Annotated in this window: 23 protein-coding genes; 11 read left to right on the plus strand and 12 right to left on the minus strand. The window is 67.5% G+C overall.

Translation table 11 applies throughout. The features are described from left to right. The first annotated feature begins 16 nt into the window (after window positions 1–16). From ACTG4X_RS22775 to ACTG4X_RS22790, 4 genes are all read left to right on the plus strand, one after another. Window positions 17–898 (plus strand): AraC family transcriptional regulator, encoded by an 882-nt coding sequence (locus tag ACTG4X_RS22775; RefSeq protein WP_307617776.1) that lies wholly within the window; start codon window positions 17–19, stop codon window positions 896–898. Between the two features lie 63 nt (window positions 899–961). After that, the gene (locus tag ACTG4X_RS22780; RefSeq protein WP_440531967.1) at window positions 962–1,648 is read left to right on the plus strand and encodes a phosphatase PAP2 family protein; all 687 of its coding nucleotides are present in this window, start codon (window positions 962–964) and stop codon (window positions 1,646–1,648) included. Window positions 1,649–1,793: 145 nt separating this feature from the next. Beyond that, a complete protein-coding gene (locus tag ACTG4X_RS22785) occupies window positions 1,794–2,036 on the plus strand; it encodes an acyl carrier protein (protein WP_093050999.1) in 243 nt (80 codons plus the stop codon). Next, window positions 2,033–3,241, plus strand: a complete 1,209-nt coding sequence (locus tag ACTG4X_RS22790) for a beta-ketoacyl-[acyl-carrier-protein] synthase family protein (RefSeq protein ID WP_097198763.1) — start codon at window positions 2,033–2,035, stop codon at window positions 3,239–3,241. Before ACTG4X_RS22785 ends, ACTG4X_RS22790 begins: the two co-directional genes overlap by 4 nt. Here ACTG4X_RS22790 and ACTG4X_RS22795 read toward each other — a convergent pair. Next, a complete protein-coding gene (locus ACTG4X_RS22795) occupies window positions 3,238–4,146 on the minus strand; it encodes a LysR substrate-binding domain-containing protein (RefSeq protein WP_093051005.1) in 909 nt (302 codons plus the stop codon). The genes ACTG4X_RS22790 and ACTG4X_RS22795 overlap by 4 nt on opposite strands. 124 nt (window positions 4,147–4,270) lie before the next feature. Here ACTG4X_RS22795 and ACTG4X_RS22800 point away from each other — a divergent pair, with 124 nt between their 5' ends. The 4 genes from ACTG4X_RS22800 (at window position 4,271) to ACTG4X_RS22815 (ending at window position 8,876) form a co-directional block, all read left to right on the plus strand. Next, window positions 4,271–5,626: a M20/M25/M40 family metallo-hydrolase gene (locus ACTG4X_RS22800; protein WP_097198762.1), complete on the plus strand. Its 1,356-nt coding sequence runs from the start codon at window positions 4,271–4,273 to the stop codon at window positions 5,624–5,626. A 95-nt stretch (window positions 5,627–5,721) separates the two neighbouring features. Then, on the plus strand, window positions 5,722–6,174 hold the full coding sequence (locus tag ACTG4X_RS22805; protein ID WP_256216807.1) for a DUF2501 domain-containing protein: 453 nt from the start codon (window positions 5,722–5,724) through the stop codon (window positions 6,172–6,174). A gap of 82 nt (window positions 6,175–6,256) precedes the next feature. Then, entirely contained in the window at window positions 6,257–7,978 is a 1,722-nt protein-coding gene (locus ACTG4X_RS22810) for a SulP family inorganic anion transporter (protein WP_093051015.1), read from the plus strand. Between the two features lie 13 nt (window positions 7,979–7,991). Further along, the gene (locus ACTG4X_RS22815) at window positions 7,992–8,876 is read left to right on the plus strand and encodes a LysR substrate-binding domain-containing protein (protein ID WP_093051019.1); all 885 of its coding nucleotides are present in this window, start codon (window positions 7,992–7,994) and stop codon (window positions 8,874–8,876) included. Between the two features lie 26 nt (window positions 8,877–8,902). On the opposite strand, the gene ACTG4X_RS22820 is transcribed toward ACTG4X_RS22815, so the two are convergent. Continuing rightward, entirely contained in the window at window positions 8,903–9,484 is a 582-nt protein-coding gene (locus ACTG4X_RS22820; RefSeq protein WP_179830422.1) for a DUF3299 domain-containing protein, read from the minus strand. Window positions 9,485–9,613: 129 nt separating this feature from the next. On the opposite strand from ACTG4X_RS22820, the gene ACTG4X_RS22825 reads away from it, so the two are divergent. After that, a complete protein-coding gene (locus ACTG4X_RS22825) occupies window positions 9,614–10,147 on the plus strand; it encodes a hypothetical protein (RefSeq protein WP_440531968.1) in 534 nt (177 codons plus the stop codon). Here ACTG4X_RS22825 and arfB read toward each other — a convergent pair. The 4 genes from arfB to clpB all read right to left on the minus strand — a co-directional run bounded on the left by arfB (window position 10,116) and on the right by clpB (window position 14,782). Then, window positions 10,116–10,523, minus strand: a complete 408-nt coding sequence (arfB, locus tag ACTG4X_RS22830) for an alternative ribosome rescue aminoacyl-tRNA hydrolase ArfB (RefSeq protein ID WP_093177098.1) — start codon at window positions 10,521–10,523, stop codon at window positions 10,116–10,118. The two genes, ACTG4X_RS22825 and arfB, sit on opposite strands and share 32 nt — an antisense overlap. A gap of 5 nt (window positions 10,524–10,528) precedes the next feature. Beyond that, window positions 10,529–11,713: an acetyl-CoA C-acyltransferase family protein gene (locus ACTG4X_RS22835; protein WP_440531969.1), complete on the minus strand. Its 1,185-nt coding sequence runs from the start codon at window positions 11,711–11,713 to the stop codon at window positions 10,529–10,531. A 108-nt stretch (window positions 11,714–11,821) separates the two neighbouring features. Further along, a complete protein-coding gene (locus tag ACTG4X_RS22840; protein WP_440531970.1) occupies window positions 11,822–12,151 on the minus strand; it encodes a hypothetical protein in 330 nt (109 codons plus the stop codon). A gap of 9 nt (window positions 12,152–12,160) precedes the next feature. After that, window positions 12,161–14,782: an ATP-dependent chaperone ClpB gene (gene clpB, locus ACTG4X_RS22845; protein WP_093051037.1), complete on the minus strand. Its 2,622-nt coding sequence runs from the start codon at window positions 14,780–14,782 to the stop codon at window positions 12,161–12,163. Window positions 14,783–14,922: 140 nt separating this feature from the next. Between clpB and ACTG4X_RS22850 the strand changes: the two genes are divergently transcribed. Beyond that, window positions 14,923–15,918, plus strand: a complete 996-nt coding sequence (locus ACTG4X_RS22850) for a Bug family tripartite tricarboxylate transporter substrate binding protein (protein WP_093077650.1) — start codon at window positions 14,923–14,925, stop codon at window positions 15,916–15,918. Window positions 15,919–15,924: 6 nt separating this feature from the next. Here ACTG4X_RS22850 and ACTG4X_RS22855 read toward each other — a convergent pair whose 3' ends face one another. After that, complete coding sequence (locus tag ACTG4X_RS22855) at window positions 15,925–16,401, minus strand: molybdenum cofactor biosynthesis protein MoaE (RefSeq protein ID WP_440531971.1); 477 nt, start codon at window positions 16,399–16,401, stop codon at window positions 15,925–15,927. A 258-nt stretch (window positions 16,402–16,659) separates the two neighbouring features. Between ACTG4X_RS22855 and dapA the strand changes: the two genes are divergently transcribed. Beyond that, a complete protein-coding gene (dapA, locus tag ACTG4X_RS22860; RefSeq protein ID WP_440531972.1) occupies window positions 16,660–17,556 on the plus strand; it encodes a 4-hydroxy-tetrahydrodipicolinate synthase in 897 nt (298 codons plus the stop codon). On the opposite strand, the gene moaD is transcribed toward dapA, so the two are convergent. Genes moaD through ACTG4X_RS22885 form a run of 5 tightly spaced genes read right to left on the minus strand, consistent with a single transcriptional unit; the run spans window position 17,543 to window position 22,380 of the window. Next, window positions 17,543–17,794: a molybdopterin converting factor subunit 1 gene (gene moaD / locus ACTG4X_RS22865; RefSeq protein WP_097198756.1), complete on the minus strand. Its 252-nt coding sequence runs from the start codon at window positions 17,792–17,794 to the stop codon at window positions 17,543–17,545. The two genes, dapA and moaD, sit on opposite strands and share 14 nt — an antisense overlap. Before the next feature lie 8 nt (window positions 17,795–17,802). After that, window positions 17,803–19,089 (minus strand): molybdopterin molybdotransferase MoeA, encoded by a 1,287-nt coding sequence (locus ACTG4X_RS22870; RefSeq protein WP_097198755.1) that lies wholly within the window; start codon window positions 19,087–19,089, stop codon window positions 17,803–17,805. After that, entirely contained in the window at window positions 19,082–19,627 is a 546-nt protein-coding gene (mobB, locus tag ACTG4X_RS22875) for a molybdopterin-guanine dinucleotide biosynthesis protein B (protein WP_093177088.1), read from the minus strand. Before mobB ends, ACTG4X_RS22870 begins: the two co-directional genes overlap by 8 nt. A gap of 18 nt (window positions 19,628–19,645) precedes the next feature. Next, complete coding sequence (gene thrC / locus ACTG4X_RS22880) at window positions 19,646–21,061, minus strand: threonine synthase (RefSeq protein ID WP_440531973.1); 1,416 nt, start codon at window positions 21,059–21,061, stop codon at window positions 19,646–19,648. Further along, on the minus strand, window positions 21,058–22,380 hold the full coding sequence (locus ACTG4X_RS22885) for a homoserine dehydrogenase (protein ID WP_440531974.1): 1,323 nt from the start codon (window positions 22,378–22,380) through the stop codon (window positions 21,058–21,060). Before ACTG4X_RS22885 ends, thrC begins: the two co-directional genes overlap by 4 nt. Window positions 22,381–22,384: the final 4 nt, after the last annotated feature.

A 22,384-nucleotide genomic window follows, 5' to 3' on the forward strand; every position in this document is an offset into this window, starting at 1 on the left:
AACATTTGTCGAAACCATGCCAAGCGCCGCCTCACCCACCTCCAGGAGCGCCGCGCCCGCCAGGCCGCGCGGCGCGCTCCCCGCCCCGATCACCAGCGTTGCCTCTCTCACGCCGCACCTCTACGCCCCCGACGCGGTGCGTCCGCTGCGCGCCAAGGAGCACTTCCTGAGCGCGGACACGCTGGTCGAACTGCACGAGCACCCGTGGCCGCAGCTCACTTTTTCCACACGCGGCGTGATCCGCCTGAGCACACAGGATGGCAGCTACATCGTGCCGCCCTCGCGCGCGCTCTGGGTGCCGGCCAACATGCCGCACAGCATCACGCTGATCGAAGACGCCGAACTGCGTACCGTCTACCTGCACGCCTGGATCGCGCCCACCTGGGAAAAGTGCGAAGTGCTGGAAATCAGCCCGCTGCTGCGCGCGCTGATGCTCGCGCTCGACACCACGCCCGATGGCCTGCCGCCGACCGATCCGCACGCGCCGCAGCGCGAACGCATGATCGCGCCGCTGCTGGTCGACGAAGTCGAGCGCGCCACGCAGATCCGCATCGACGTACCACTGCCCACCGACAAGCGCCTGCGCCAGCTGTGCGAGGCGCTGCTGCGAAACCCGGCCGACCGCGCCACGCTGGCCGAGCGCGCCGCCACCATCGGTGCCAGCGAGCGCACTGTGGCGCGCCTGTTCCGCGACCAGCTCGGCATGAGCTGGCAGCAGTGGCGCCAGCAAGCCGTGATGGCACATGCGCTGCCGCTGCTGGCGCGCGGCATGGCCGTGAGCCAGGTGGCGGCCGCCAGCGGCTATGCCACAGACAGCGCGTTCTGCGCGATGTTCAAGGCCGCCACGGGCCGCTCGCCCACTTCGTTCCAGCACCGCAAACGGCCCGCCACCCCCTGATTCAGCGGGGCATCGCGGGGGATGCTTCATGGTGCTCTGGCAAGATCGGCGACCGACAACACCATGCACTCACCGATCCCCCTGCACATGGCGCCCGACGCCCGGCCCCCCACGTGGACCGCCGAGATCTGGTTGCGCGTGCGCCGCCACTTCCTGCTGAAGGCGGTCGGCACCACCGTCTTCACTTGGCTGTTCTTCATCGGCTACTTCCACCTGCTGCGCAACCCGGCCTTTCCGGTGGCGGTGATGCCGCTGACGCCGCTGGACCACCTGATTCCGTTCCAGCCCTACACGCTGGGCGCGTACCTCTCGCTCTGGGTGTACGTGGGCATCGCGCCGGGGCTGCAGCTCACGTTCCGCGAGCTGGTGGTCTACGGGCTGTGGATCGGCGCGCTGTGCATCACCGGCCTGAGCCTCTTCTACTTCTGGCCGACCCAGATACCCCCTATGGCCATCGACGGCACCGGCTACCCCGGTTTCGCGATGCTGCAGGGCGTGGACGCGGCGGGCAACGCCTGCCCCTCGATGCACGTGGCCGTGGCCATCTTCACCGCCATCCGCGTCGAACACGTGCTGCGCGAGGCGCGCACGCCGGCCCTGTGGCGCGTGCTGAACTGGGCCTGGTTCGTCGCCATCGCCTATTCGACGCTGGCGGTCAAGCAGCACGTGGTGCTGGACGTGGTGGCCGGCGCGCTGCTGGGTATGGCCTTCGCACTACCCTCGTTGCGCTGGCGCCCGGGGGCGCGTTAGCGAGGGGATGCCCCCCGGGTCGGAGCGGATATCATCTGCAATCACTGACCACACTCACCACTGGCCGACGAGGAAGGGATCGATTCAATGGCAACCACCACACGGTGGCAATCGATCAACGGCACATGACGACAGGCATTGCACGATGAGTTCGCTGAAGGAATTGCAGGACCTGATCCACGAGAAGTACGGCATCGAACCGTCGAAGCTCGACCCCCACGCCTCGATGCGGGAAACCGGCGGACTCGATTCGCTGGCCCTCGCCGAGTTTCTGTTCGCCATCGAAGACCACTTCGGCATCACCATGCCCGACGAGGACGCGAGCATCGACACCCTGGCCGAACTCGCGCTGCTGGTCGACAAGGTACGAGCCGCGAAAGTCGCGTGAACCACGAGGTCGCAGTCACCGGACTGGGCGTCATGGCGCCGCACGGCGGCGAGCCCGACGCGCTGTTCCAGGCCCTGCTGCAGGGCCGATCGGCCATCCAGCCCATCTTTGCGGATCTGCCCAAGCCGGCCGCCGCGGCCACCGTGGCCTTCGATGAAACCCGCTGGTTCACCAAGCTGCAGCTGGCGGGTGTCGACCGCGTGAGCCAGCTGGCCGTGGCCGCCGCCGACATGGCGATGCGCGACGCGGGCCTGGCCGTTGCCGACGCCGACCCGGAGCGCGTGGGCGTCTTTGCCGGCTGCGGCATGGGTGGCGCGGCGGCGCTCGAAGCGGCCTACCGCGGCAACGGCCGCGTGTCGCCGCTCACCATTCCCGCCTTCATGCCCAACGCGCCGGCCGCCCATGTGGCAATGCGCCAGGGTGTTCAGGGCCCGGTGCTCACCTACTCGGTCGCCTGCGCTTCTTCTTCGGCCGCGATTGCCGAAGCGGCCAAGGCCGTGCAGCGCGGCGAGGTCGACATCGCCATTGCCGGCGGCAGCGAAGCGCTGATCGTGCCTGGCGTGATCGTGGCCTGGCAGGCCATGCAGACGCTGGCTACCTTCCAGCCCGGCGAAGCGGCCGGCGCGGTGCGGCCCTTCGCAACCGACCGCAGCGGCTTTGCGCTCGGCGAAGGCGCGGCCTTCCTGATCCTCGAATCCGCCGAGCGGGCACGCGCACGCGGCGCCCGCAGCTACGCCACGCTGGCCGGCTGGGGCCTGAGCAGCGACGCCACCCACCTCACCAAGCCCGATGCACCGGGCCAGGCCCGCGCGCTGCGCACCGCCCTGCGCCAAGCCGGCCTGCAGCCGCGGGACGTGGGCTATTGCAACGCCCACGGCACGGCCACGCGCATCGGCGACGTGGTCGAGCGCAATGCGCTGGCTGAGGTGTGGGGCGACGAGCTCGACACGCTGCGCGTGAGTTCGACCAAGGCACTGCATGGTCACCTGCTGGGCGCGGCGGGCGCGCTCGAAGCGCTCATCACCGTGCTGGCGCTGCACCAGCGGCAACTGCCGCCCAACGCCAACTGCCGCGAGATCGATGCGGACTGCAGGCTGAACCTGGTGACGCAGGACGACTCGGCGGCGCCGTCGCTCGAAGCTGCCATCAGCAACTCGTTCGCCTTCGGCGGCACGAACTCGGTGCTTCTCTTCCGCCGCGCCTAGGCAGGCAAAGTTTCTGGCAGTGCGGCCGCCGCGCACAGCCATGCCACGAAAGCGCTGACCAACGGATCGTCCGTACGGCTCGGCGCCACGAACACGCTGTAGCCCCGGCTCGACGGCGCCCGATGCGGGCAGGCCAGCACCAGTTCGCCCGAACGCAACTCGCGCTCGACGAAGTACTCGGGCACCAGCCCCACGCCCAGGTCGGCACGCACCGCTGCAACCAGCGACGAGAACAGGTCGAAGCGGTGCCCTGTCACCAGGTTTTCGGGCCGCTGCGCATGTGCCGTCTGCTCAAACCACTCTTCCCAGGCACCCACACGCGTGCGCAGTTGCAGCAGCGACGCTGCGCGGAAATCGCCCCGCGCCATGGCCGCTCGCCCCTTTGCCTGTGGCGAGCACACCACCACGCAGGACTCACCCATCAACGGCAGCGCATTCGCGCCGGGCCACACCGCATCGTCGTACTGCACGCCCACGTCGAAGGACATGTCTTCCATGTAGAGGTGCGTCGGGAACACCTGTAGATGCAGGCTGCAGCCCGGGTGCCGCGCGATGAATTCCGGCAACCGCGGCGTCAGCCAGCCCTCGGCCAGCACCGGCACCGCACCCACCAGCAGGCGCAGGCCGTCGGTGCGCTGTGCCATGGCTTCGAGTGTGTGGTTCTGCAGCCGCAGCAGGTCGCCTGAAATCTGCCCGTGGTAGCGGCGCCCGGCCTCGGTGAGCTCGGTGCCGCGCGCCGTGCGCTGCACCAGTCGCACGCCGATCTGCGTCTCCAGCAGCCGCAGCTGCTGGCTCACCGCGCTGTGGGTGAGGCACAGCTCCTCCGCGGCTTTGCCCACGCCATGGTGGCGGGCCACTGCGTCGAAGATCAGCAGCGCGCGGGTGCTGGGGATGTGGCGGCGCATGGCGGGCATTGTTAGAAAAACTGACGACGCCGAAGATTAAACCAGAGCGCACGGCTAACACAGCCGTAAGAATCGCTGAAGACGCCGCGTCGGCGTTGCTCGCCTACAAGGACATCCCCGCACCATGCCCCGCCTCGTGTCGCTTCGTCTCGCCCCAATCGTCCTCGCCCTAGCCTCCGCGGCCGCCGGCCTCACGCACGCCCAGAGCGGCAGCGTCGCGGCCACGCCCACGCAGGTGCGGCCCGATGTGGATAAGGCCTACACACAGCTGATGGCCTCACCCGCCATCCAGAAGCTGCTCGACGCGGTCAAGGCCGACCACGATCGCTCGGTCGAAGACCTGAAGATGCTGACCGAGATCGAGGCGCCCCCCTTCAAGGAACAGAAGCGCGCCGAAGCCTTTCTCGCCCGCATGAAGGCCCTGGGCCTGACGGACGCAAGGATCGACGCCGAAGGCAACGTGGTCGGCCTGCGCAAGGGCACGGGCAACGGCCCCAAGCTGCTGATCTCGGCTCACCTCGACACTGTGTTCCCCGCCGGCACCGACGTGAAGGTGAAGGAGCGCGACGGCAAGCTCTACGCCCCCGGCATCTCCGACGACACGCGCGGCCTGTCGGTGCTGCTGTCGTGGCTCAAGGTGCTGAACGACAACAAGATCCAGACGGTGGGCGATCTGCTGTTCGTGGGCAACGTGGGCGAAGAGGAACTCGGCAACTTGCGCGGCATCAAGGCCATCTTCCGCGACAACCTCGACATCGACGGCATGGTCGGCCTGGAGCCCGCACCAGACGGCTCGGTGCTGATGCTGGGCACGGGCAGCCACCGCTACGAAGTGACTTTCAAGGGCCCGGGCGGTCATAGCTACGGCGCCTTCGGCCAGGTGCCCAGCGCCATCCACGGCATGGGCCGCGCCATCGCCAAGATCGCCGATATCCGCACGCCGAGCTTCCCGAAGACCACCTTCACCGTCGGCACCGTGGGCGGTGGCACTTCGGTCAACACCATCGCGCCGGATGCGCGCATGGCGGTCGACATCCGCTCCGACGAAATGGCGCCGCTGCTCGAAACCGAAAAGAAGATCCTGGCCGCCATCGACGAAGCAGTGGTCGAAGAAAACAAGCGCTGGAACGTGAGCACGCTGAGCGTGAGCACCAAGCTCATCGGCGACCGTCCGGGTGGCCGCACACAATCAGACACTGTGATCGTCGAAGCCGCCACGCGCGCGAACAGCGCCTTCGGCCACAAGACGCTGCTGACAGGCGCGAGCACCGACGCCAATGTGCCGATGTCGCTGGGCATCCCGGCGATCATCATCGGCGGCGGCGGCAAGACCGGCGGCTTCCATGCGCTGTCTGAGTGGATCGACGTGACCGACGGCTGGAAGGGTGCGCAGAACTCGCTGGTGACGGTGCTCGGCCTGGTCGGCGTGCAAGGCACCAGCGCGCCCTTGCTCGAGAAGCGCCTGCCCCGCACGAAGTAAGCAGGCAAGCGGGCGTGCACCGAGGGGGTGCGCCCATGGAAGTCTCCGGTATGCTGGTGGCCGCTTTCCATCACGCTTACCGACAGGAGGACACCATGCACGCCCGTTCCACCCTCATCGCCCTGGCTCTGCTTGCGGCAGGCGCCTCGGCACAAGCCAACGACCTGCTCGACCAATTGAAGGAAAAGGCCGGCGAAGCGGCTACCTCCAACTCGCAAGGCAGCGCAGGCGGATCTGCGCTCGGCAGTCTCGGCAGCAACCTGGGCTTCAAGATGCCCGCCATCGGCTCCAGCACCATGGGCAACGCGGCCGGCGTGCTGCAGTACTGCGTGAAGAACAACTACCTGGGCGGCGACGCGGCCTCGGTGAAAGACAAGCTGCTCGCCAGGATCACCGGGCAGAAGAAGCAGGAAACCGGCTTCGCCAGCGGCGCCAAGGGCCTGCTGCAGGGCGGCGACGGCAAGTCGCTGAACTTCAAGGGCCTGTCGTCGAAGGTGAAGGAAAAGGCTTGCGACTACGTTCTCAAGAACGCGAGTTCGCTGATCTGATCCCGACCCGCATTCCACATCGCTCCCGCGCGGCGCACCGCGCATGCGTTTGCAGTTTTCCCCAGTGCGCCCGCAAATCTCCATGACCCCGGCTGCCCCCTCTCCCTCCCTGCGCCAGCGCCTCGCGCGCTGGGTTCCCTGTCTCGCCTGGCCGCGCCCTTCCGCCGCGCTGCTGCGCAACGAGGCGATGGCTGGCATCACCGTGGCGCTGATGGTCATTCCGCAAGGCGTGGCGTATGCGGCACTGGCGGGCATGCCGCTGGTCACGGGCGTGTACGCGGCGCTGTTCCCGGCGCTGATCGCGGTGATGTTCAGCTCGTCGCAGCGGCTGTCGGTCGGGCCCACGGCGCTCACCAGCCTGCTGGTCGGCGCCTCGCTCGCGCCGCTGGCGGTGGCGGGCAGTGCCGAGTGGGTGGCAATGGCGGTGTGGCTCACGCTGATGTCGGGCACGATCCAGATCGTGCTCGGCGCGGGGCGCTTCGGCTGGCTGCTGCGGCTGGTCAATTCGCCGGTGCTCATCGGCTTCACGCAGGGCGCGGCGGTGCTGATCGCCATCTCGCAATTGCCCGCGCTGCTCGGCTTCACGGGGCGCACCATTCCGCAGGTACTGCAGGGCGGCCCGCTGCCCGACCTCGTGGCCATTGCCTTCGGGCTCGGCAGCATCGCGGTGCTGTGGCTGGGCAAGCGCATGCTGCCGCGCTTTCCGACCACGATGGCGCTGGTGGCCGGCGCTGCCGCCATCAGTTGGGTCATCGACTACGCGCTGCGCGGCGGCGCGGTGGTGGGCAGCCTGCCTTCGGGCCTGCCCTCGTTCTACTGGCCCGGCCTGCTGCCGGTGAGCACCTTCAGCGCGCTGGTGCTGCCGGCGCTGATGATCACGCTGGTGAGCTTTCTTGAAACCGCATCGAGCGCCAAGGTCGACAACGCGCGTGCCGGCACGCTGTGGAACGAAAACCAGGACCTGATCGGCCAGGGCCTGGCCAAACTGGCCTCGGGCTTCACGGGTGCGTTTCCCACCAGCTCGTCTTTCTCGCGCTCGGCCATCACGCTCTATGCGGGCGCGCAGACCGGCTGGGCCACGCTGTTCAGCGTGGTCGTGGTGGCCGGTGCGCTGCTGTGGCTGATGCCGCTGCTGTATCACGTGCCGCAGGCGGTGCTGGCGGCGGTGGTGGTCACGGCCATCCTCGGGCTGGTGAAGCCGGCGAGCTTCACCGCGCTGTGGCGCATCTCGCGCATCGAGGCGGGCATTGCCTTCGGTACCTTCGTGCTGACCATCGCGACCGCGCCCAGCATCTACTGGGGCGTGCTCGGCGGGCTGCTGGCCGCCCTGGCGCACTACATGTACCGGCACCTGCACCCGCGCATCATCGAAGTGGGCCTGCACCCCGACGGCAGCCTGCGCGACCGCAACCTCTGGAAATTGCCGCCGCTGGCGCCGCAGCTCTATGCGCTGCGCATGGACGCGGAGCTCGACTTCGCCTCGGCCTCCACGCTCGAACGCGCACTCACCGTGGCGCTGGCCGAGCGGCCCGAGCTCACCGACGTGTGCCTGTTCGCGCAGCCCATCAACCGCATCGACATCACCGGCGCGGAGGTGTTCGGCTCGATCCGCCGGATGATGGAATCCAAGGGCATCCGCCTGCACCTGAGCGGCCTGAAGCTGCCCGCGATGCAGGTGCTGGAGCGCGCCGGCCTGCTGGCGCCCGGGCCGATGCTGTTCAGCTACCGCACCGACGGCGAAGCGCTCGCGGCGCTGATGCCGCGCATCGACGGCATACCCGCGGTGCAGGAAGCAGAAGCCTGACCCGCCAGCGCCCATGAAGACCACCATCGAAGAACTGGTCGCGTTCCGTACGGTGGTGGACACGGGCTCGATCACGGCTGCGTCCGAGCAGCTGGCGCAAACGGTCTCGGGCATCAGCCGCGCGCTGAGCCGGCTCGAACAGAAGCTCGACACCACGCTGTTACGCCGGACCACGCGGCGGCTAGAGCTCACGGAAGAAGGCGCGGCCTTCCTGCAGCGCACGCGCGCCATCCTCGATGCCATCGACGACGCCGAAGAGCAAATGGCCGCGCGCCGCCAGCAGCCGGCCGGCCGGCTACGCGTGAACGCGGCCTCGCCCTTCATGCTGCATGCCATCGTGCCTCTGGTGCCGGAGTTTCGAAGGCTCTACCCGCAGATCAGCCTCGAGCTCGACACCGACGACCTGCCCATCGACCTGCTGGAGCGCCGCACCGACATCGCGATCCGCATCGGGCCGCTGCGCGATTCCACGCTGCATGCGCGGCCACTGGGCACGCACCGGCTGCGCGTGCTCGCGAGCCCAGCATACCTCGAAGCGCACGGCAAGCCGCGCAAGGTGGCCGACCTGGCCGAGCACGCGCTGCTGGGCTTCACCCAGCCCGAGTCGCTGAACCGCTGGCCCCTGCGCGGCGTGCATGGCGACGAATGGAACATCGCGCCGACGCTGATGGCGTCGAGCGGCGAAACGCTGCGCCAACTGGCGCTGGCCGGCGTAGGCATCGTCTGCCTGTCGGATTTCATGACGGGTGCCGACCGCGCGAGCGGCGCGCTGGTGCAGGTGCTGGCAAAAGAAACGGCGGACGTGCGCCAGCCGGTCAACGCGGTGTACTACCGCAACACGCAGTTGACGGCGCGCATCACATCGTTCCTGGACTTTCTGTCGCAGCGCATGGCCTGAGCTGCGCGGCCGGCAATTACCGCGGCTTACTGCGGCTGCTTGGCCACGAAGCGCTCGACCGCGGCCGACTTGATCTCGTAGCCGCTCACGCCCATGTCCACCGACGAATAGCGCGCCGCCTTCAGCGTGCCGCTGACGTACACCGTGTCCATCGCGTGCAGGTCCTTCACGGTGGTGGCCGCGATCACGTGCACGATCTGGTTGGCGGGCGGCGGCGGTGTGTGGATGCAGGCGCCGAAATACGGCACCAGCAGGAATTCGCGGATGCCGTCCTGCGTGCTGTCGAGTGGCACGACGAAGCCCGCCAGCTTGGCCGGCTTGTCGTCCAGCGCCACGTTGACCGGTGCGTTGTCCCAGACGGCGCGCATCTCGTCGAGCATCTGGATCGCGCGCGGGTCGTTGTCGCGCAGCGCCTCGAGGCTGATGTTGCGGTAGCGCTTGGTCGGGTCCCAACTCTTGGGAATCAGCTCTTCCCACTTGAGCTCGGGGGCCGGCGCGGCGCTCGCGGTCTGCTGCGCCGCCACTCCCGGACCGCAGCCGGTCAGGAGCGCCGCGGCCGGCACAAGCAGGAGCGCAGCCAGCACGGCGCGCGAAAGAAACCTTCTCATGACCACGATTCTGCTTGGGAGATGTTTCAGGCCCGTAAAGCAGGGCCTTTTGCACTCATTTCATCCCAGATTCCACAAATTTGATGTAACGCGCCAGAATGCCGCACCACGAACAACGAGGGGATCCGCATGGCACCGACAGGATGGCTGGGACTCACGTCCCTGGGCACAGTTCACACCGCGATCAGCCTGATCGCCGTCGCCGCAGGGCTGCTGGCCCTGTTCCGCTACAAAGAGATCACGATGCGCACCGGGCTCGGCCAGGTCTTCGTATGGACCACCGTGCTCACCTGCCTCACGGGCTTCGGCATCTTCCAGCACGGCGGCTTCGGCAAGCCGCATGCGCTGGGCATCATTACGCTGCTGGCGCTGGCCGTGGGCACGCTCGCGGGCCGGGGCGTGCTCTTCGGCAAGTCGGCGCGCTATGTCGAGGCCATCGCGTTCTCGGCCAGCTTCCTGTTCCACTGGATTCCGGCCTTCACCGAAACGCTGACGCGCCTGCCGCTCGGCGCCCCGCTGCTGCCGAACGCCGACGCGCCGGAGTTCAAGGCGATCACCGGCGTGCTGCTCGTGCTGTACCTGATCGGCGTCGGCCTGCAGATCCGCCGGCTGCGCGGCGGCGCTGGCGCACTCAGTCCCGCACCGGCCCGCGCAGGTTCTTGATCTGCGCGCGCTGGCTCTTTCCTTCGAGCCGGCGCTGCTTCGAACCGTAGGTCGGCTTGGTGGCGCGCCGCACGCGCGGTGGCGTAGCCACGCTGTCAATCACCGCCTGCAGGCGCGCGAGCGCGTCGGCGCGGTTCATCTCCTGCGTGCGGTGCTGCTGCGCCTTCAACACGAACACGCCTTCCTGCGTGATACGGCTGTCGCGCAGCGCGAGCAGCCTTTCCTTCACGTCGGCCGGCAGCGAACTGGCGTGGATGTCGTAGCGCAGGTGCACCGCGCTCGACACCTTGTTGACGTTCTGCCCGCCCGCACCCTGCGCCCGGATGGCGCTGAAGTCGACCTCGTCGGGGTCGATCAGGATGGGCGGACGGAGCATGTGGGTCAGACTCTTTCGAAGACGGCGGCAATACCTTGCCCGCCGCCGATGCACATCGTGACCAGTGCATAGCGGCCGCCCGTGCGATGCAGTTCGGCAATCGCCTTCGTCGTGATGATCGCGCCGGTCGCGCCCACCGGGTGGCCCAATGAAATGCCCGAGCCGTTCGGGTTCACCTTGGCCGGATCGAAGTCCAGCTCCTTGATGACCGCGCAGGCCTGCGCCGCGAAGGCTTCGTTCGACTCGATCACGTCGAAGTCGCTCACCTTCAGGCCGGTGCGCTCCAGCACCTTGCGCGTGGCCGGCACCGGGCCGATGCCCATGTATGCGGGCTCGACACCGGCGTGTGCGTAGCCGACCAGGCGCGCCAGCGGCTTCAGGCCCCGCGCCTTGACGCTCTCGCCGCTTGCCAGCACCACGGCGGCGGCGCCGTCGTTGATGCCCGAGGCGTTGCCGGCGGTGACGAGGCCGTCCTTCTTGAAAGCGGGCTTCATCTTCGAGAGCGCGTCGACGGTGGTGTCGGCGCGCACATGCTCGTCGGTGTCGAACAAGACGATGCCCTTGCGCGTCTTCACTTCGACCGGAACGATCTGCTCCTTGAAATGGCCCGCCGCAATGGCGGCTGCCGCGCGCTGCTGGCTGCTTACGGCCAGTTCGTCCATCTGCCCGCGCGTGATGCCGTAGCGGGCAGCCACGTTCTCTGCAGTGATGCCCATGTGGATCTTCTCCCACGGGTCGTGCAGGATGCCCAGCATGTAGTCGACCAACACCGCATCGCCCATGCGTGCGCCGTAGCGGGCCGAGGTGTCGAAGTACGGGCCCCGGCTCATCGATTCCGAGCCGCCGCCGATAGCGATGTCGCAGTCGCCCAGCGCGATGGCCTGCGCAGCCGACACGATGGCCTGCAGGCCCGAGCCGCAGAGGCGGTTGACGTTGAAGGCCGGCGTCTCGATGGGGCAGCCGGCGTCGATGGCGGCCACGCGGCTGAGGTACGCATCCTTCACGTCGGTGGGAATCACGTTGCCCATGACCACGTGGCCAATGGCATCGGCGGCCACGCCGCTGCGCTCGATGGCGGCCTTGACGGCGGTGGTGGCCAGTTGGGTATTGGGCACGTCCTTCAGCGCGCCGCCGAAGGTGCCGATGGCGGTGCGGGCGGTGCCGACCACGAAGATGTCGCGCGATGTCATGGAATGTCTCTCCTGATGAAAGCGAAAGCCGCACTCAGCGGCGGCTGCAGGAGGACGATTCTGACGGCGAAAGGCGCAACGGGTTGTCGCGCCTGAAATAGCGGTGGCTCAGCCGCGCGAGACCGATTTCGGCGACACGTCGGTCACGTCGCTGGCGCTGCCGCGAATGCGCACCGGGCGCTCCACCGATTCGCCGCGTGCCCGCGCATTGGCCACGTCAGCGGCGGTCGGTTCGGCCGGCTGTGCCGCATTACGAAATTTATCGAAGCCCGAGCGCGGGTTGAAACGCATGACCCAAGGCGTCACGGGCTTGCCCGTGAGACGCCCCCAGGCGTAGCGCACACCCCACACAGCCGCCAGCAGCATGACCGCCACGGCCAGGCTGGCCGCGAAAACCAGCCCCAGGAACAGAAGAATGACGCGAAAAATGAAGTTCATCATCCAACTTTAGGCCGAAGCCGCCGCCGTTGGTTCCCCGGCCTTGGCGAACGAGAACTTGCCCGGCGACTGGATCGGATCGGTCGTGACCTCGATCGTGTCCTTCGGCCCGAAGCTGCCGTCGAGCAGCAGCTTCGAGAGCGGGTTCTCGATGCGCTGCTGAATGGCACGCTTCAGCGGACGCGCGCCGAACACCGGGTCGAAGCCGACCTTGGCAATTTCTGCCAGCGCCGCCGGCGACACCTCCAGGCCCAGATCCATCTTCGCGAGCCGCGCCTTCAGCACCTTGAGCTGGATCGCCGCGATCGATTCGATGTTCTTCGCGTCGAGCGCATGGAACACGACCGTCTCGTCGATGCGGTTCAGGAACTCGGGGCGGAAGTAGTTCTTCAGCTCGTCCCACACCGCTTCCTTGATCTCTTCCGAAGGCTTGCCCACCATGGCCTGGATGATGGGCGAGCCGATGTTGCTCGTCATCACGATCACGGTGTTCTTGAAGTCCACGGTGCGGCCCTGGCCGTCGGTAAGGCGGCCATCGTCGAGCACCTGCAGCAGCACGTTGAACACGTCGGGGTGGGCCTTTTCGACTTCGTCGAGCAGCACCACGCTGTAAGGCTTGCGGCGCACGGCTTCCGTGAGGTAGCCGCCCTCCTCGTAGCCCACGTAGCCCGGCGGCGCGCCGATGAGGCGGGCGACCGAATGCTTCTCCATGAACTCGCTCATGTCGATGCGGATCAGGTGGTCTTCGCTGTCGAACAGGAAGCCCGCAAGCGCCTTGCACAGCTCGGTCTTGCCCACGCCCGTGGGGCCGAGGAACAGGAACGAGCCGGTCGGACGGTTCGGGTCCGACAGGCCCGAGCGCGAGCGGCGGATCGCGTTGGCGACCGCACCGATGGCCTCGTCCTGGCCGACCACGCGCTCGTGCAGCTTGTCTTCCATCACGAGCAGCTTGTCGCGCTCGCCCTGCATCAGCTTGGCGACCGGGATGCCGGTGGCACGCGCCACGACCTCGGCGATTTCTTCCGCGCCGACCTGGGTGCGCAGCAGCGTGGGCGCGCTGGACTTGCCCTTGTTCGCCTCGCTGGCCTCGGCCTCCTTCAAGCGCTTTTCGAGCGCGGGCAGCTGGCCGTACTGGAGCTCGGCGACCTTGTTGAAGTCGCCCTTGCGCTTCCACTCTTCGATCTGGAACTTGATCTTGTCCACGTCTTCGCGCACTTGTGCGCTGCCCTGGGCCTGGGCCTTCTCGGCCTGCCAGATCTCGTCGTAGTCGGCAATTTCCTTCTGCAGCTTTTCGATCTCGTCCTCGATCAGGCCAAAGCGCTTCTGCGAGGCCTCGTCCTTTTCGCGGCGCACGGCTTCGCGCTCGATCTGCAGCTGGATGAGGCGGCGATCGAGGCGGTCCATGACCTCGGGCTTGGAGTCCATCTCGATCTTGATCTTGGCCGCGGCCTCGTCGATCAGGTCGATGGCCTTGTCGGGCAGGAAGCGGTCTGTGATGTAGCGGTCAGACAGCTCGGCTGCGGCCACGATGGCCGGGTCGGTGATCTGCACGCCGTGGTGCACTTCGTATTTTTCCTGCAGGCCGCGCAGGATGGCGATGGTGGCCTCGACGCTGGGCTCGCCCACGATGATCTTCTGGAAGCGGCGCTCCAGCGCGGCATCTTTCTCGATGTACTTGCGGTATTCGTCGAGCGTGGTGGCGCCCACGCAGTGCAGCTCGCCGCGAGCGAGTGCGGGCTTGAGCATGTTGCCCGCATCCATCGCGCCTTCGGCCTTGCCGGCGCCGACCATGGTGTGCAGCTCGTCGATGAAGACGATGGTCTGGCCTTCGTCCTTCGCGAGTTCGTTGAGCACGGTCTTCAGGCGCTCTTCGAATTCGCCGCGGAACTTGGCACCCGCCAGCAGCGCAGCCATGTCGAGCGACAGCACCCGCTTGCCCTTGAGCGAATCGGGCACTTCGCCCGCAACGATGCGCTGTGCGAGGCCTTCGACGATGGCGGTCTTGCCCACGCCGGGTTCGCCGATGAGCACGGGGTTGTTCTTGGTGCGGCGTTGCAGCACCTGGATGGCGCGGCGGATTTCCTCGTCGCGGCCGATGACCGGGTCGAGCTTGCCCAGGCGGGCGCGCTCGGTCAGGTCCATGGTGTATTTCTTGAGCGCTTCGCGCTGGCCTTCGGCATCGGCGCTGTTCACGCCCTGCCCGCCGCGCACGGCGTCGATGGCGGCTTCGAGCGACTTGCGGCTCAGGCCGTTTTCGCGGGCGGTCTTGCCGATGTCGGCCTTGCTGTCGGCCAGCGCGAGCAGGAAGAGTTCGCCGGCAATGAACTGGTCATTGCGCTTGAGGGCTTCCTTTTCGGTGGCCTGCAGCAGCTTGCCCAGTTCGGGGCCGACCTGGACGATGTCGTGGCCCTGCACCTGCGGCAGCTTCTTGATGGCGGCCTCGGCCGCCTGCGTCAGGCCAGGTACGTTGACGCCAGCACGCTCCAGCAGGGCGCGTGGGCCGTCGTCCTGGCGCAGCATCGCGACCAGCAGGTGGGCCGGTTCGATGTAGGCGTTGTCGCTGCCCAGCGCGAGCGTCTGGGCATCGCCCAGCGCTTCCTGAAATTTGGTGGTGAGTTTGTCTTGTCGCATGGTGGTATTCCTGCATCCAAAATAGGGCTGTTCGGGCACGATTCAAGGCTGCCGGCTACGCCGGCGCCGTGGGCACGGCTATTGCACAAGATCCGTTTCCCCTGCCCGTAGGCATTTCCCTCTCTCGAATGGAGTCGATCATGGTTTTTTCAATGCAGCGCGTTCAACCGGTGCGCCGGGCGATCAGCGTGGGCCTCTTTCTAGCCGCCATGGGCCTGTCCGGCCTTGCGCAAGCGCAAAGCGGCACCCCCATCCGCCTGCTCGTGGGCTTCCCCGCCGGCGCCGGCACCGACGCCATTGCACGCACGCTGGGCGAAAAACTCAAGGACGTGCTGGGCGTGCCCGTGGTGGTCGAGAACCGCGCCGGTGCGGGTGGGCAGATTGCTGCAACGGTGCTGAAGTCCTCCCCGGCCGATGGCCACACGCTGTTCCTGTCGCACGACCACACCATCTCGATCCTGCCGCAGGTGGTGAAGAACCCGGGCTTCAACCCCGCCACCGACTTCGTGCCCGTGGCCGGCTTCGCCACCTTCGCCAACGTGCTGGCGGTGTCGGGCGGCACGCCGGCCAAGAGCATCGACGAGTACGTGAAGTGGGTCCGCACGCAGAAGGGCGGCAAGGAAACCATCGGCATCCCGGCGCCGGCCTCGATCCCCGAGTTCCTGGTGAAGATGATCTCGGACAAGTACAAGATCGACGTGCAGCCCGCGCCCTACCGCGGCAGCGCGCCGATGACGGCCGACATGCTGGGCAACCAGATCACCGCAGGCATCGCCTCGGTGCCTGACTTCATCGAGAACCACAAGGCGGGCAAGGTGCGCATCGTGGCCTCCATCGGCGCCAAGCGCCAGGCCGTGATTCCGAACGTGCCGACCTTCACCGAGCTGGGCTTCTCGAACCTGGAAGACCTGCCCTACTACGGCATCTTCGCGCCGGTGGGCACGCCGCAGCCGATCATCGACAAGTACGGCGATGCGCTGCAGAAGGTGCTGGCGATGCCTGACGTGAAGCAGAAGCTCACGACGATGGGGCTGACGGTCGGCTACGAGCCGCAGGGCCAGTTCGCGGGCCGCGTGCGCACGTACACGCAGACCTGGGAGCGGATCATCCAGGCGAGCGGCTTCAAGCCCCTCTGAGCGTCTTCAGGCATTCGGGGCCCTGATGCCCCAGCGCGCCAGCGCCGCGTCGTCGGCCGCGCGCGCATCGACCCAGTGGGCGCCTTCGGGCGTCTGCTCTTTCTTCCAGAACGGCGCCTGGGTCTTGAGATAGTCCATCAGGAACTCGCAGGCCTCGAAGCTCTGGCCGCGGTGCGCCGACACCACCGCCACCATCATGATCTGGTCCAGCGGCTGCAGCAGCCCCACGCGATGGATCACGCGCGCGCCGAGGATGTCGAAGCGCCTGTGCGCCTCGTCGATCATGGCTTCGATGGCCTTTTCGGTCATGCCGGGGTAGTGCTCCAGCTCCATCGAGGCGACGGTGCTGCCGTCGTTGCGGTCGCGCACGGTGCCCACGAAGCTGCAGACGGCGCCCACGCGTTTGTCGCCGTCGCGCAACGCGGCAACCTCCTGCGAAAGGTCGAAATCGGCCGTCTGGATCGAAACACGCGCAACGCTCATGTCCGAATTGTGGCATCGCGATAGACTGCCGCAATGCCTTGTCTCGCCACGCTCTTCCCGGTGCCTTCGCACCCCGAAGGCCGCCGCGCGCGCCAAGGCAGCAACAAAGCCAAAAAACCAAAGCTCGTCTGACCGGAGCCGAGGTTCCGTCGTCGGATGAGCGACGGAACCTGCCAAGGTTTTTTTGGCCCCCCCATGGGTTTCGCGCGCATCGGACGGTGGTTCTTTCCATCGGTCGATTCCTGAAAGGAAACCCGCGTGCCTCATCAACAACCAAGCTCCACCACCCCTGACTTCTCCGGCTTCTGGGTGGCCCTCGTCACACCGTTCCGCGACGGCGCGGTAGACCATGCCGCCCTCGCCGCGCTGACCCGGCGGCTCGCCGACGACGGCGTGACGGGCTTCGTGCCCTGCGGCTCCACTGGCGAGGCCGCCGCGCTCGACGAAACCGAGCAACTGGCCGTGCTCGACACCGTGCTGGAAGCGGCCTGCGGCCTGCCGGTCGTCACGGGCATTTCCGGCTACCACCTGGGCAAGGCCACGGCCTGGGCGCGCAAGCTCTCGGAACGCCCGCTGGCGGGCCTTCTGGTGTCCGCGCCGAACTACATCCGCCCGTCGCAGGCCGGCCTGCTCGAATGGTTCCGCGCCATCGCCGATGCGAGCACGGTGCCGGTGCTGGTCTACGACATTCCCTACCGCACGGGCATCACCATCGCCCGCGACACGCTGCTGACGCTGGCCGAGCATCCGCGCATTCGCGGCATCAAGGACTGCGGCGGCGACATGGCCAAGACGCGCGCGGTAATCGCCGACGGGCGGCTGCAGGTGCTGACAGGCGAAGACCACCAGATCTTCGGCACCATGGCCGAAGGCGGCGTGGGCGCCATCGCGGCCAGCGGAAACGTGCAGACGCGCCGCTTCGTCCGGCTGGTGCGCCTGCTTGCGGAAAACCGGCTGCCCGAGGCGCGCGCCGAATGGCAGGCGCTGCAACCGCTGGTGGAGATGCTGTTTGCCGAGCCGAACCCGGGCCCGCTGAAGGCATTGCTGGCGCACATGGGTGAAGTACGCGACGAGTTGCGCTCGCCGATGACCCGCGCGTCCGACGGCCTGCGCGAGCGCCTCGTGGCGCTGGATGCCCGGCTCAACCGCCCGTGACAGGCGGGAAGAAAGCGACTTCGCAGCCTTCGCTCAGGGTGGCGGCCTCGTCGCTCATGGCCTGATCGAGCGCCATGCGCACCGCCTTGCCGCGCGCAAGCGCGGTGGCGTAGGCGCCGCCCCTGGCGATGAGTTCGTCGCGCAGGGCCGACAGCGTTTCGGCTTGCGTGTCGACGGTTTCACCGCTGCTGGAAAGTGCCTCGCGCACCGAGGCGAAATAACGGACCCGGATCTTCATGACGGGATTCAGCCCAGCAGCGATGCGAACGGAATGAAGTTGACGGTGTCGCCCGACTTGATCGTCTGGCCCGACGGGTTGTCGACCACGCCGTCGCCCCAGACCATCGACGTGAGCACGCCCGAACTCTGGTTGCCGAACAGGTCGAGGCCGCCGGCCGCATTGCGCCGCGCGCGCAGGAACTCGCGGCGCTTGTCGGCACGCAGCCAGTCGAAATCGGCGCGCATCTTCACCGCCTCCGGCGCGACGCGCGTGGCACCCTGCAGCGTCAGCAGGAAGGGCCGCACCAGCATCAGGAAGGTGAGGAAGCTCGACACCGGATTGCCTGGCAGCCCCGTCACATGGCATGCGCCCTGCCCGTTGCTGCGCGCAATGGAGCCATAGGCAAAAGGCTTGCCGGGCTTCATCGACAGCGACCAGAGTTGCAGCTCGCCAAGCGACTGCAGCGCCGCACGGATATGGTCTTCTTCGCCGACGGAGACACCGCCGGTCGTGATGATCAGATCGCTGGCCTCAGCCGCGTTGCGCAACGCGGCGATGGTGGCTTCGCGGTCGTCGGGCACGATGCCCAGGTCGTTCACCTCGCAGCCCAGGCGGTGCAGCAGGGCCCGCATGAAGAAACGGTTCGAGTTGTAGATGGCGCCGGGCTTCATCGCGTCGGGCGCAACCTCGCCGGGCATCACCAGCTCGTCGCCGGTGGAGAGCATGGCCACGCGCGGCTTGCGGGCCACCTGCAGCTTGTGAAAGCCGACGCTGGCCGCGAGGCCGAGTGCGGCTGGCGTGAGGCGTTCGCCCTGCTTCAGTACGACGTCACCGGAGGCCACGTCTTCGCCGGCACGGCGAATCCACTGCCCGGCCGCCGGAACGATGGCGATGCGCACCGAGCCCAGGCTGCCTTCCTGCGGCGTGGCCGTGGTGTCTTCCTGCATCACGACCGCGTCGGCCCCCTCCGGGATCTGTGCACCCGTGAAGATGCGCGCCGCAGTGCCGGCCGCGAGCGGCGTGCCGACAGTGCCTGCGGGAATGCGCTGCGCCACTGTCAGCTCTGCGCCCGGCACAGCGCAGTCGGCCACGCGCACCGCGTAGCCGTCCATCGCGCTGTTGTCACGTGGCGGCACCGTGAGGCCGGAGACGAGGTCTTGCGCCAGCACGCGGCCGTCGGCGTCGAAGGTGCCGACGCTTTCGGTGGGCAGCTTCGGCTGCGCCTTCGCGAGCAGGACCGCGATGGCCTCGTCCAAAGGCATCAGCGGCGGGCGCGAAGAAGAAGCGGAAAAAGGAACGGGTGAATCAGCCATGGTGATCGGGGTTGTATTCGAAGCGGTCGCCGCTGTCGATCAACCACTTCGCAATGGCCTCGGCGTCGTTGAGGTCGAACAGCGGCCGTTCGGTCGGCGACGGCAGGCTGGCCGGCGCGTCGGTGGCCACGGCGGTGACGAAGGGATCGTTGGTGTACAGCACGGGCCGCGAAGGCTCGCCCGCTTCCGGCTCGCGCCAGACCTCGATCTTGAGCACGTCGCTGTGCCGGAAGCCTTCGACCAGCACCCAGTCGGCCGCCGGGTGCACCTCGGCCAGCAACTGGTGCACGCTGAGTTCAACGGAAACTTCGAATTCGCGCATCACGGCCAGCCGCTTGTCTGACGCCACGACCACCTCGAAGGCGCCGGCCTCGCGATGGCGGTAGGTGTCCTTGCCCGGATGGTCGATGTCGAACTTGTGGTGTGCATGCTTGACCACCGACACGCGCTGGCCGAGCCGCTTGAGCGCCGGAATCAGGCGCTCGAGCAGCGTGGTCTTGCCCGCGCCCGAATAGCCGGCGAAACCGACGACCTTCATGCGGGAGCTCGGCCGTGATCAGTCACAGTTCTCTGCGATGTAGGCCTTGACGGCCTCCGCGTCGGCCGGCAGCTTGACGACGCGCTTGGGCAGCGCCTCGATGCCTTCGAACTTCTTCGGCCGCGCGGGCTCTTCGCCCAACGCCTCGACCAGCGTCGCGGCGAACTTGATCGGCAGCGCGGTTTCGAGCACCACCATCGGCACGCCGGGCGAGATCTGCTCGCGCGCGGCCTTGAGGCCGTCGGCCGTATGCGGATCGATCAACGTGGCAAAGCGCTTCTCGGTGTCGCGGATGGTGGCCAGGCGATCGGCGTGCGTGCTGCGGCCGCTGCGGAAGCCGAAGCGCCCCGCGGCCTGCTTGAACGCCGGGTCGGCGCTCAGGTCGAAGCTGCCCTGCAGGCCCAGGTCGTCCACGAACAGCTGGCGCAGCCTGGCGGAGTCGCGCCCGACCAGGTCGAACACGAAGCGCTCGAAGTTGCTGGCCTTGCTGATGTCCATCGACGGGCTGGAGGTCTCGTGCGTGTCGACGGCCGCGCGCACGCGGTACACGCCGGTGCGGAAGAACTCGTCGAGCACGTCGTTCTCGTTGGTGGCGACCACCAGCGTCTGGATCGGCAGGCCCATCATGCGCGCCACGTGGCCCGCGCAGACGTTGCCGAAGTTGCCCGAGGGCACGGTGAAGCTCACCGGCTTGTCGTTGCTCGCAGTGGCCTGGAAATAGCCCGCGAAGTAATAGACGACCTGCGCCAGAAGGCGCGCCCAGTTGATCGAGTTGACCGTGCCGATGCGGTACTTGCGCTTGAAGCCCAGGTCGTTCGACACCGCCTTGACGATGTCCTGGCAGTCGTCGAACACGCCGGTGATGGCGATGTTATGGATGTTGGCGTCCTGCAGGCTGAACATCTGCGCCTGCTGGAACGGGCTCATGCGGCCGTCGGGCGAGGTCATGAAGACGCGTACGCCCTTCTTGCCGCGCATGGCGTATTCGGCCGCGCTGCCGGTGTCGCCGCTGGTGGCGCCGAGGATGTTGAGCTCGGAGCCGCGGCGGGCCAGTTCGTACTCGAACAGGTTGCCCAGCAGCTGCATTGCCATGTCCTTGAAGGCCAGCGTGGGGCCATTGGACAGGGCTTCGAGGTACACGCCGTCTTCGAGCTCGCGCAGCGGCACGATCTCGTCGGTGCCGAACACTTCGGCTGTGTAGGTCTTCGCGCAGATCGCCTTCAGGTCGGCCTGCGGAATGTCGTCGATGTAGAGCGAGAGGATCTCGAAGGCCAGCTCGGCGTACGGCAGCGCGCGCCACTTGGCGAGCGTGGCGGTGTCGACCTGCGGATACGTTTCGGGCAGATAGAGGCCGCCGTCGGGCGCGAGGCCTTCAAGAAGGATTTCGCAGAAGCGCTTGCGGTCGGGGTGGCCGCGGGTGCTCAGGTAGTTCACTTCAGCTCTTCCTTGCGGATGCGCACGATGGGTTCGAGCACGGTCGGCAGCGCCTGCAGCTCGGCAATGACGTCATTGACGGTGCCTTCGCGCGCGTCGTGCGTGAGGATGATGAGGTCGGTCTGCGTGGAGCCCTCGCCGCCCACTTCGTCGGCTTCGCGCTGCAGCACGGCGTCGATGCTGATACCGGCGGTGGCCAGCAGGCCCGTCACCTTGGCGAGCACGCCGGCCTGGTCGGCCACGCGCAGGCGCAGGTAGTAGCTGGTGACGACTTCCGACATCGGCAGCACCTTCAGGTCGCTCATCGCGTCGGGGTGGAAGGCCAGGTGCGGCACGCGGTGCGCGGTGTCGGCGGTGTGCAGGCGGGTGATGTCGACCAGGTCGGCGATCACGGCGCTGGCCGTGGGCTCGCTGCCGGCGCCCTTGCCGTAGTAGAGCGTGGTGCCGACTGCGTCGCCGTGCACCACCACCGCGTTCATCGCGCCTTCGACGTTGGCCAGCAGGCGCTTCGACGGCACGAGCGACGGATGCACGCGCAGCTCGATGCCCTTGGCGGTGCGCTTGGTAACGCCCAGCAGCTTGATGCGGTAGCCCAGCTGTTCGGCGTACTTGATGTCCTGCGCGGCGAGCTTGGTGATGCCTTCGATGTGGGCCTTGTCGAACTGCACCGGAATGCCGAAGGCAATGGCGCTCATCAGCGTGACCTTGTGGCCGGCGTCCACGCCTTCGATGTCGAAGGTCGGGTCGGCTTCGGCGTAGCCCAGGCGTTGCGCCTCCTTGAGCACGGTCGCGAAGTCCAGGCCCTTGTCGCGCATCTCGGACAGGATGAAGTTGGTGGTGCCGTTGATGATGCCGGCCAGCCACTGGATGCTGTTGGCAGTGAGGCCTTCGCGCAGCGCCTTGATGATCGGGATGCCGCCGGCCACCGCAGCCTCGAAGGCCACCATCACGCCCTTGGCGTGCGCGGCCGCGAAGATCTCGGTGCCGTGCACCGCGAGCAGCGCCTTGTTGGCCGTAACCACGTGCTTGCCGGCCGCGATGGCCTCGAGCACCAGCTGCTTGGCAATGCCATAGCCGCCGATGAGCTCGATGACGATGTCGATGTCGGGGTTGGCGATGACTTCGCGCGCGTCGCTGACCACCTTGACGCCTTCGCCGACCACTTCGCGGGCGCGGGCGGTGTCGAGGTCGGCCACCATGGTGATCTCGATGCCACGGCCGGCGCGGCGCTTGATTTCTTCCTGGTTGCGCTGGAGCACCTTGAAGGTGCCGCTGCCGACCGTGCCTGCGCCGAGCAGGCCTACTTGGATGGGTTTCATTGGG

The sequence above is a fragment of the Variovorax sp. YR566 genome, from assembly GCF_051992195.1.
Lineage (GTDB): Bacteria > Pseudomonadota > Gammaproteobacteria > Burkholderiales > Burkholderiaceae_C > Variovorax.

Bases quoted from the DNA above. Each gene is read 5' to 3' on its own strand.
- ACTG4X_RS22815 (WP_093051019.1), top strand. From the start codon at position 7,992: ATGAAGACCACCATCGAAGAACTGGTCGCGTTCCGTACGGTGGTGGAC.
- ACTG4X_RS22850 (WP_093077650.1), top strand. From the start codon at position 14,923: ATGGTTTTTTCAATGCAGCGCGTTCAACCGGTGCGCCGGGCGATCAGC.
- arfB (WP_093177098.1), bottom strand. From the start codon at position 10,523: ATGCTCCGTCCGCCCATCCTGATCGACCCCGACGAGGTCGACTTCAGC.
- mobB (WP_093177088.1), bottom strand. From the start codon at position 19,627: ATGAAGGTCGTCGGTTTCGCCGGCTATTCGGGCGCGGGCAAGACCACG.
- ACTG4X_RS22825 (WP_440531968.1), top strand. From the start codon at position 9,614: ATGGCACCGACAGGATGGCTGGGACTCACGTCCCTGGGCACAGTTCAC.
- ACTG4X_RS22785 (WP_093050999.1), top strand. From the start codon at position 1,794: ATGAGTTCGCTGAAGGAATTGCAGGACCTGATCCACGAGAAGTACGGC.
- ACTG4X_RS22855 (WP_440531971.1), bottom strand. From the start codon at position 16,401: ATGAGCGTTGCGCGTGTTTCGATCCAGACGGCCGATTTCGACCTTTCG.
- ACTG4X_RS22885 (WP_440531974.1), bottom strand. From the start codon at position 22,380: ATGAAACCCATCCAAGTAGGCCTGCTCGGCGCAGGCACGGTCGGCAGC.
- ACTG4X_RS22840 (WP_440531970.1), bottom strand. From the start codon at position 12,151: ATGAACTTCATTTTTCGCGTCATTCTTCTGTTCCTGGGGCTGGTTTTC.
- ACTG4X_RS22795 (WP_093051005.1), bottom strand. From the start codon at position 4,146: ATGCGCCGCCACATCCCCAGCACCCGCGCGCTGCTGATCTTCGACGCA.
- clpB (WP_093051037.1), bottom strand. From the start codon at position 14,782: ATGCGACAAGACAAACTCACCACCAAATTTCAGGAAGCGCTGGGCGAT.
- moaD (WP_097198756.1), bottom strand. From the start codon at position 17,794: ATGAAGATCCGGGTCCGTTATTTCGCCTCGGTGCGCGAGGCACTTTCC.
- ACTG4X_RS22835 (WP_440531969.1), bottom strand. From the start codon at position 11,713: ATGACATCGCGCGACATCTTCGTGGTCGGCACCGCCCGCACCGCCATC.
- ACTG4X_RS22820 (WP_179830422.1), bottom strand. From the start codon at position 9,484: ATGAGAAGGTTTCTTTCGCGCGCCGTGCTGGCTGCGCTCCTGCTTGTG.
- ACTG4X_RS22780 (WP_440531967.1), top strand. From the start codon at position 962: ATGCACTCACCGATCCCCCTGCACATGGCGCCCGACGCCCGGCCCCCC.
- ACTG4X_RS22775 (WP_307617776.1), top strand. From the start codon at position 17: ATGCCAAGCGCCGCCTCACCCACCTCCAGGAGCGCCGCGCCCGCCAGG.
- ACTG4X_RS22800 (WP_097198762.1), top strand. From the start codon at position 4,271: ATGCCCCGCCTCGTGTCGCTTCGTCTCGCCCCAATCGTCCTCGCCCTA.
- ACTG4X_RS22805 (WP_256216807.1), top strand. From the start codon at position 5,722: ATGCACGCCCGTTCCACCCTCATCGCCCTGGCTCTGCTTGCGGCAGGC.
- ACTG4X_RS22870 (WP_097198755.1), bottom strand. From the start codon at position 19,089: ATGGCTGATTCACCCGTTCCTTTTTCCGCTTCTTCTTCGCGCCCGCCG.
- ACTG4X_RS22810 (WP_093051015.1), top strand. From the start codon at position 6,257: ATGACCCCGGCTGCCCCCTCTCCCTCCCTGCGCCAGCGCCTCGCGCGC.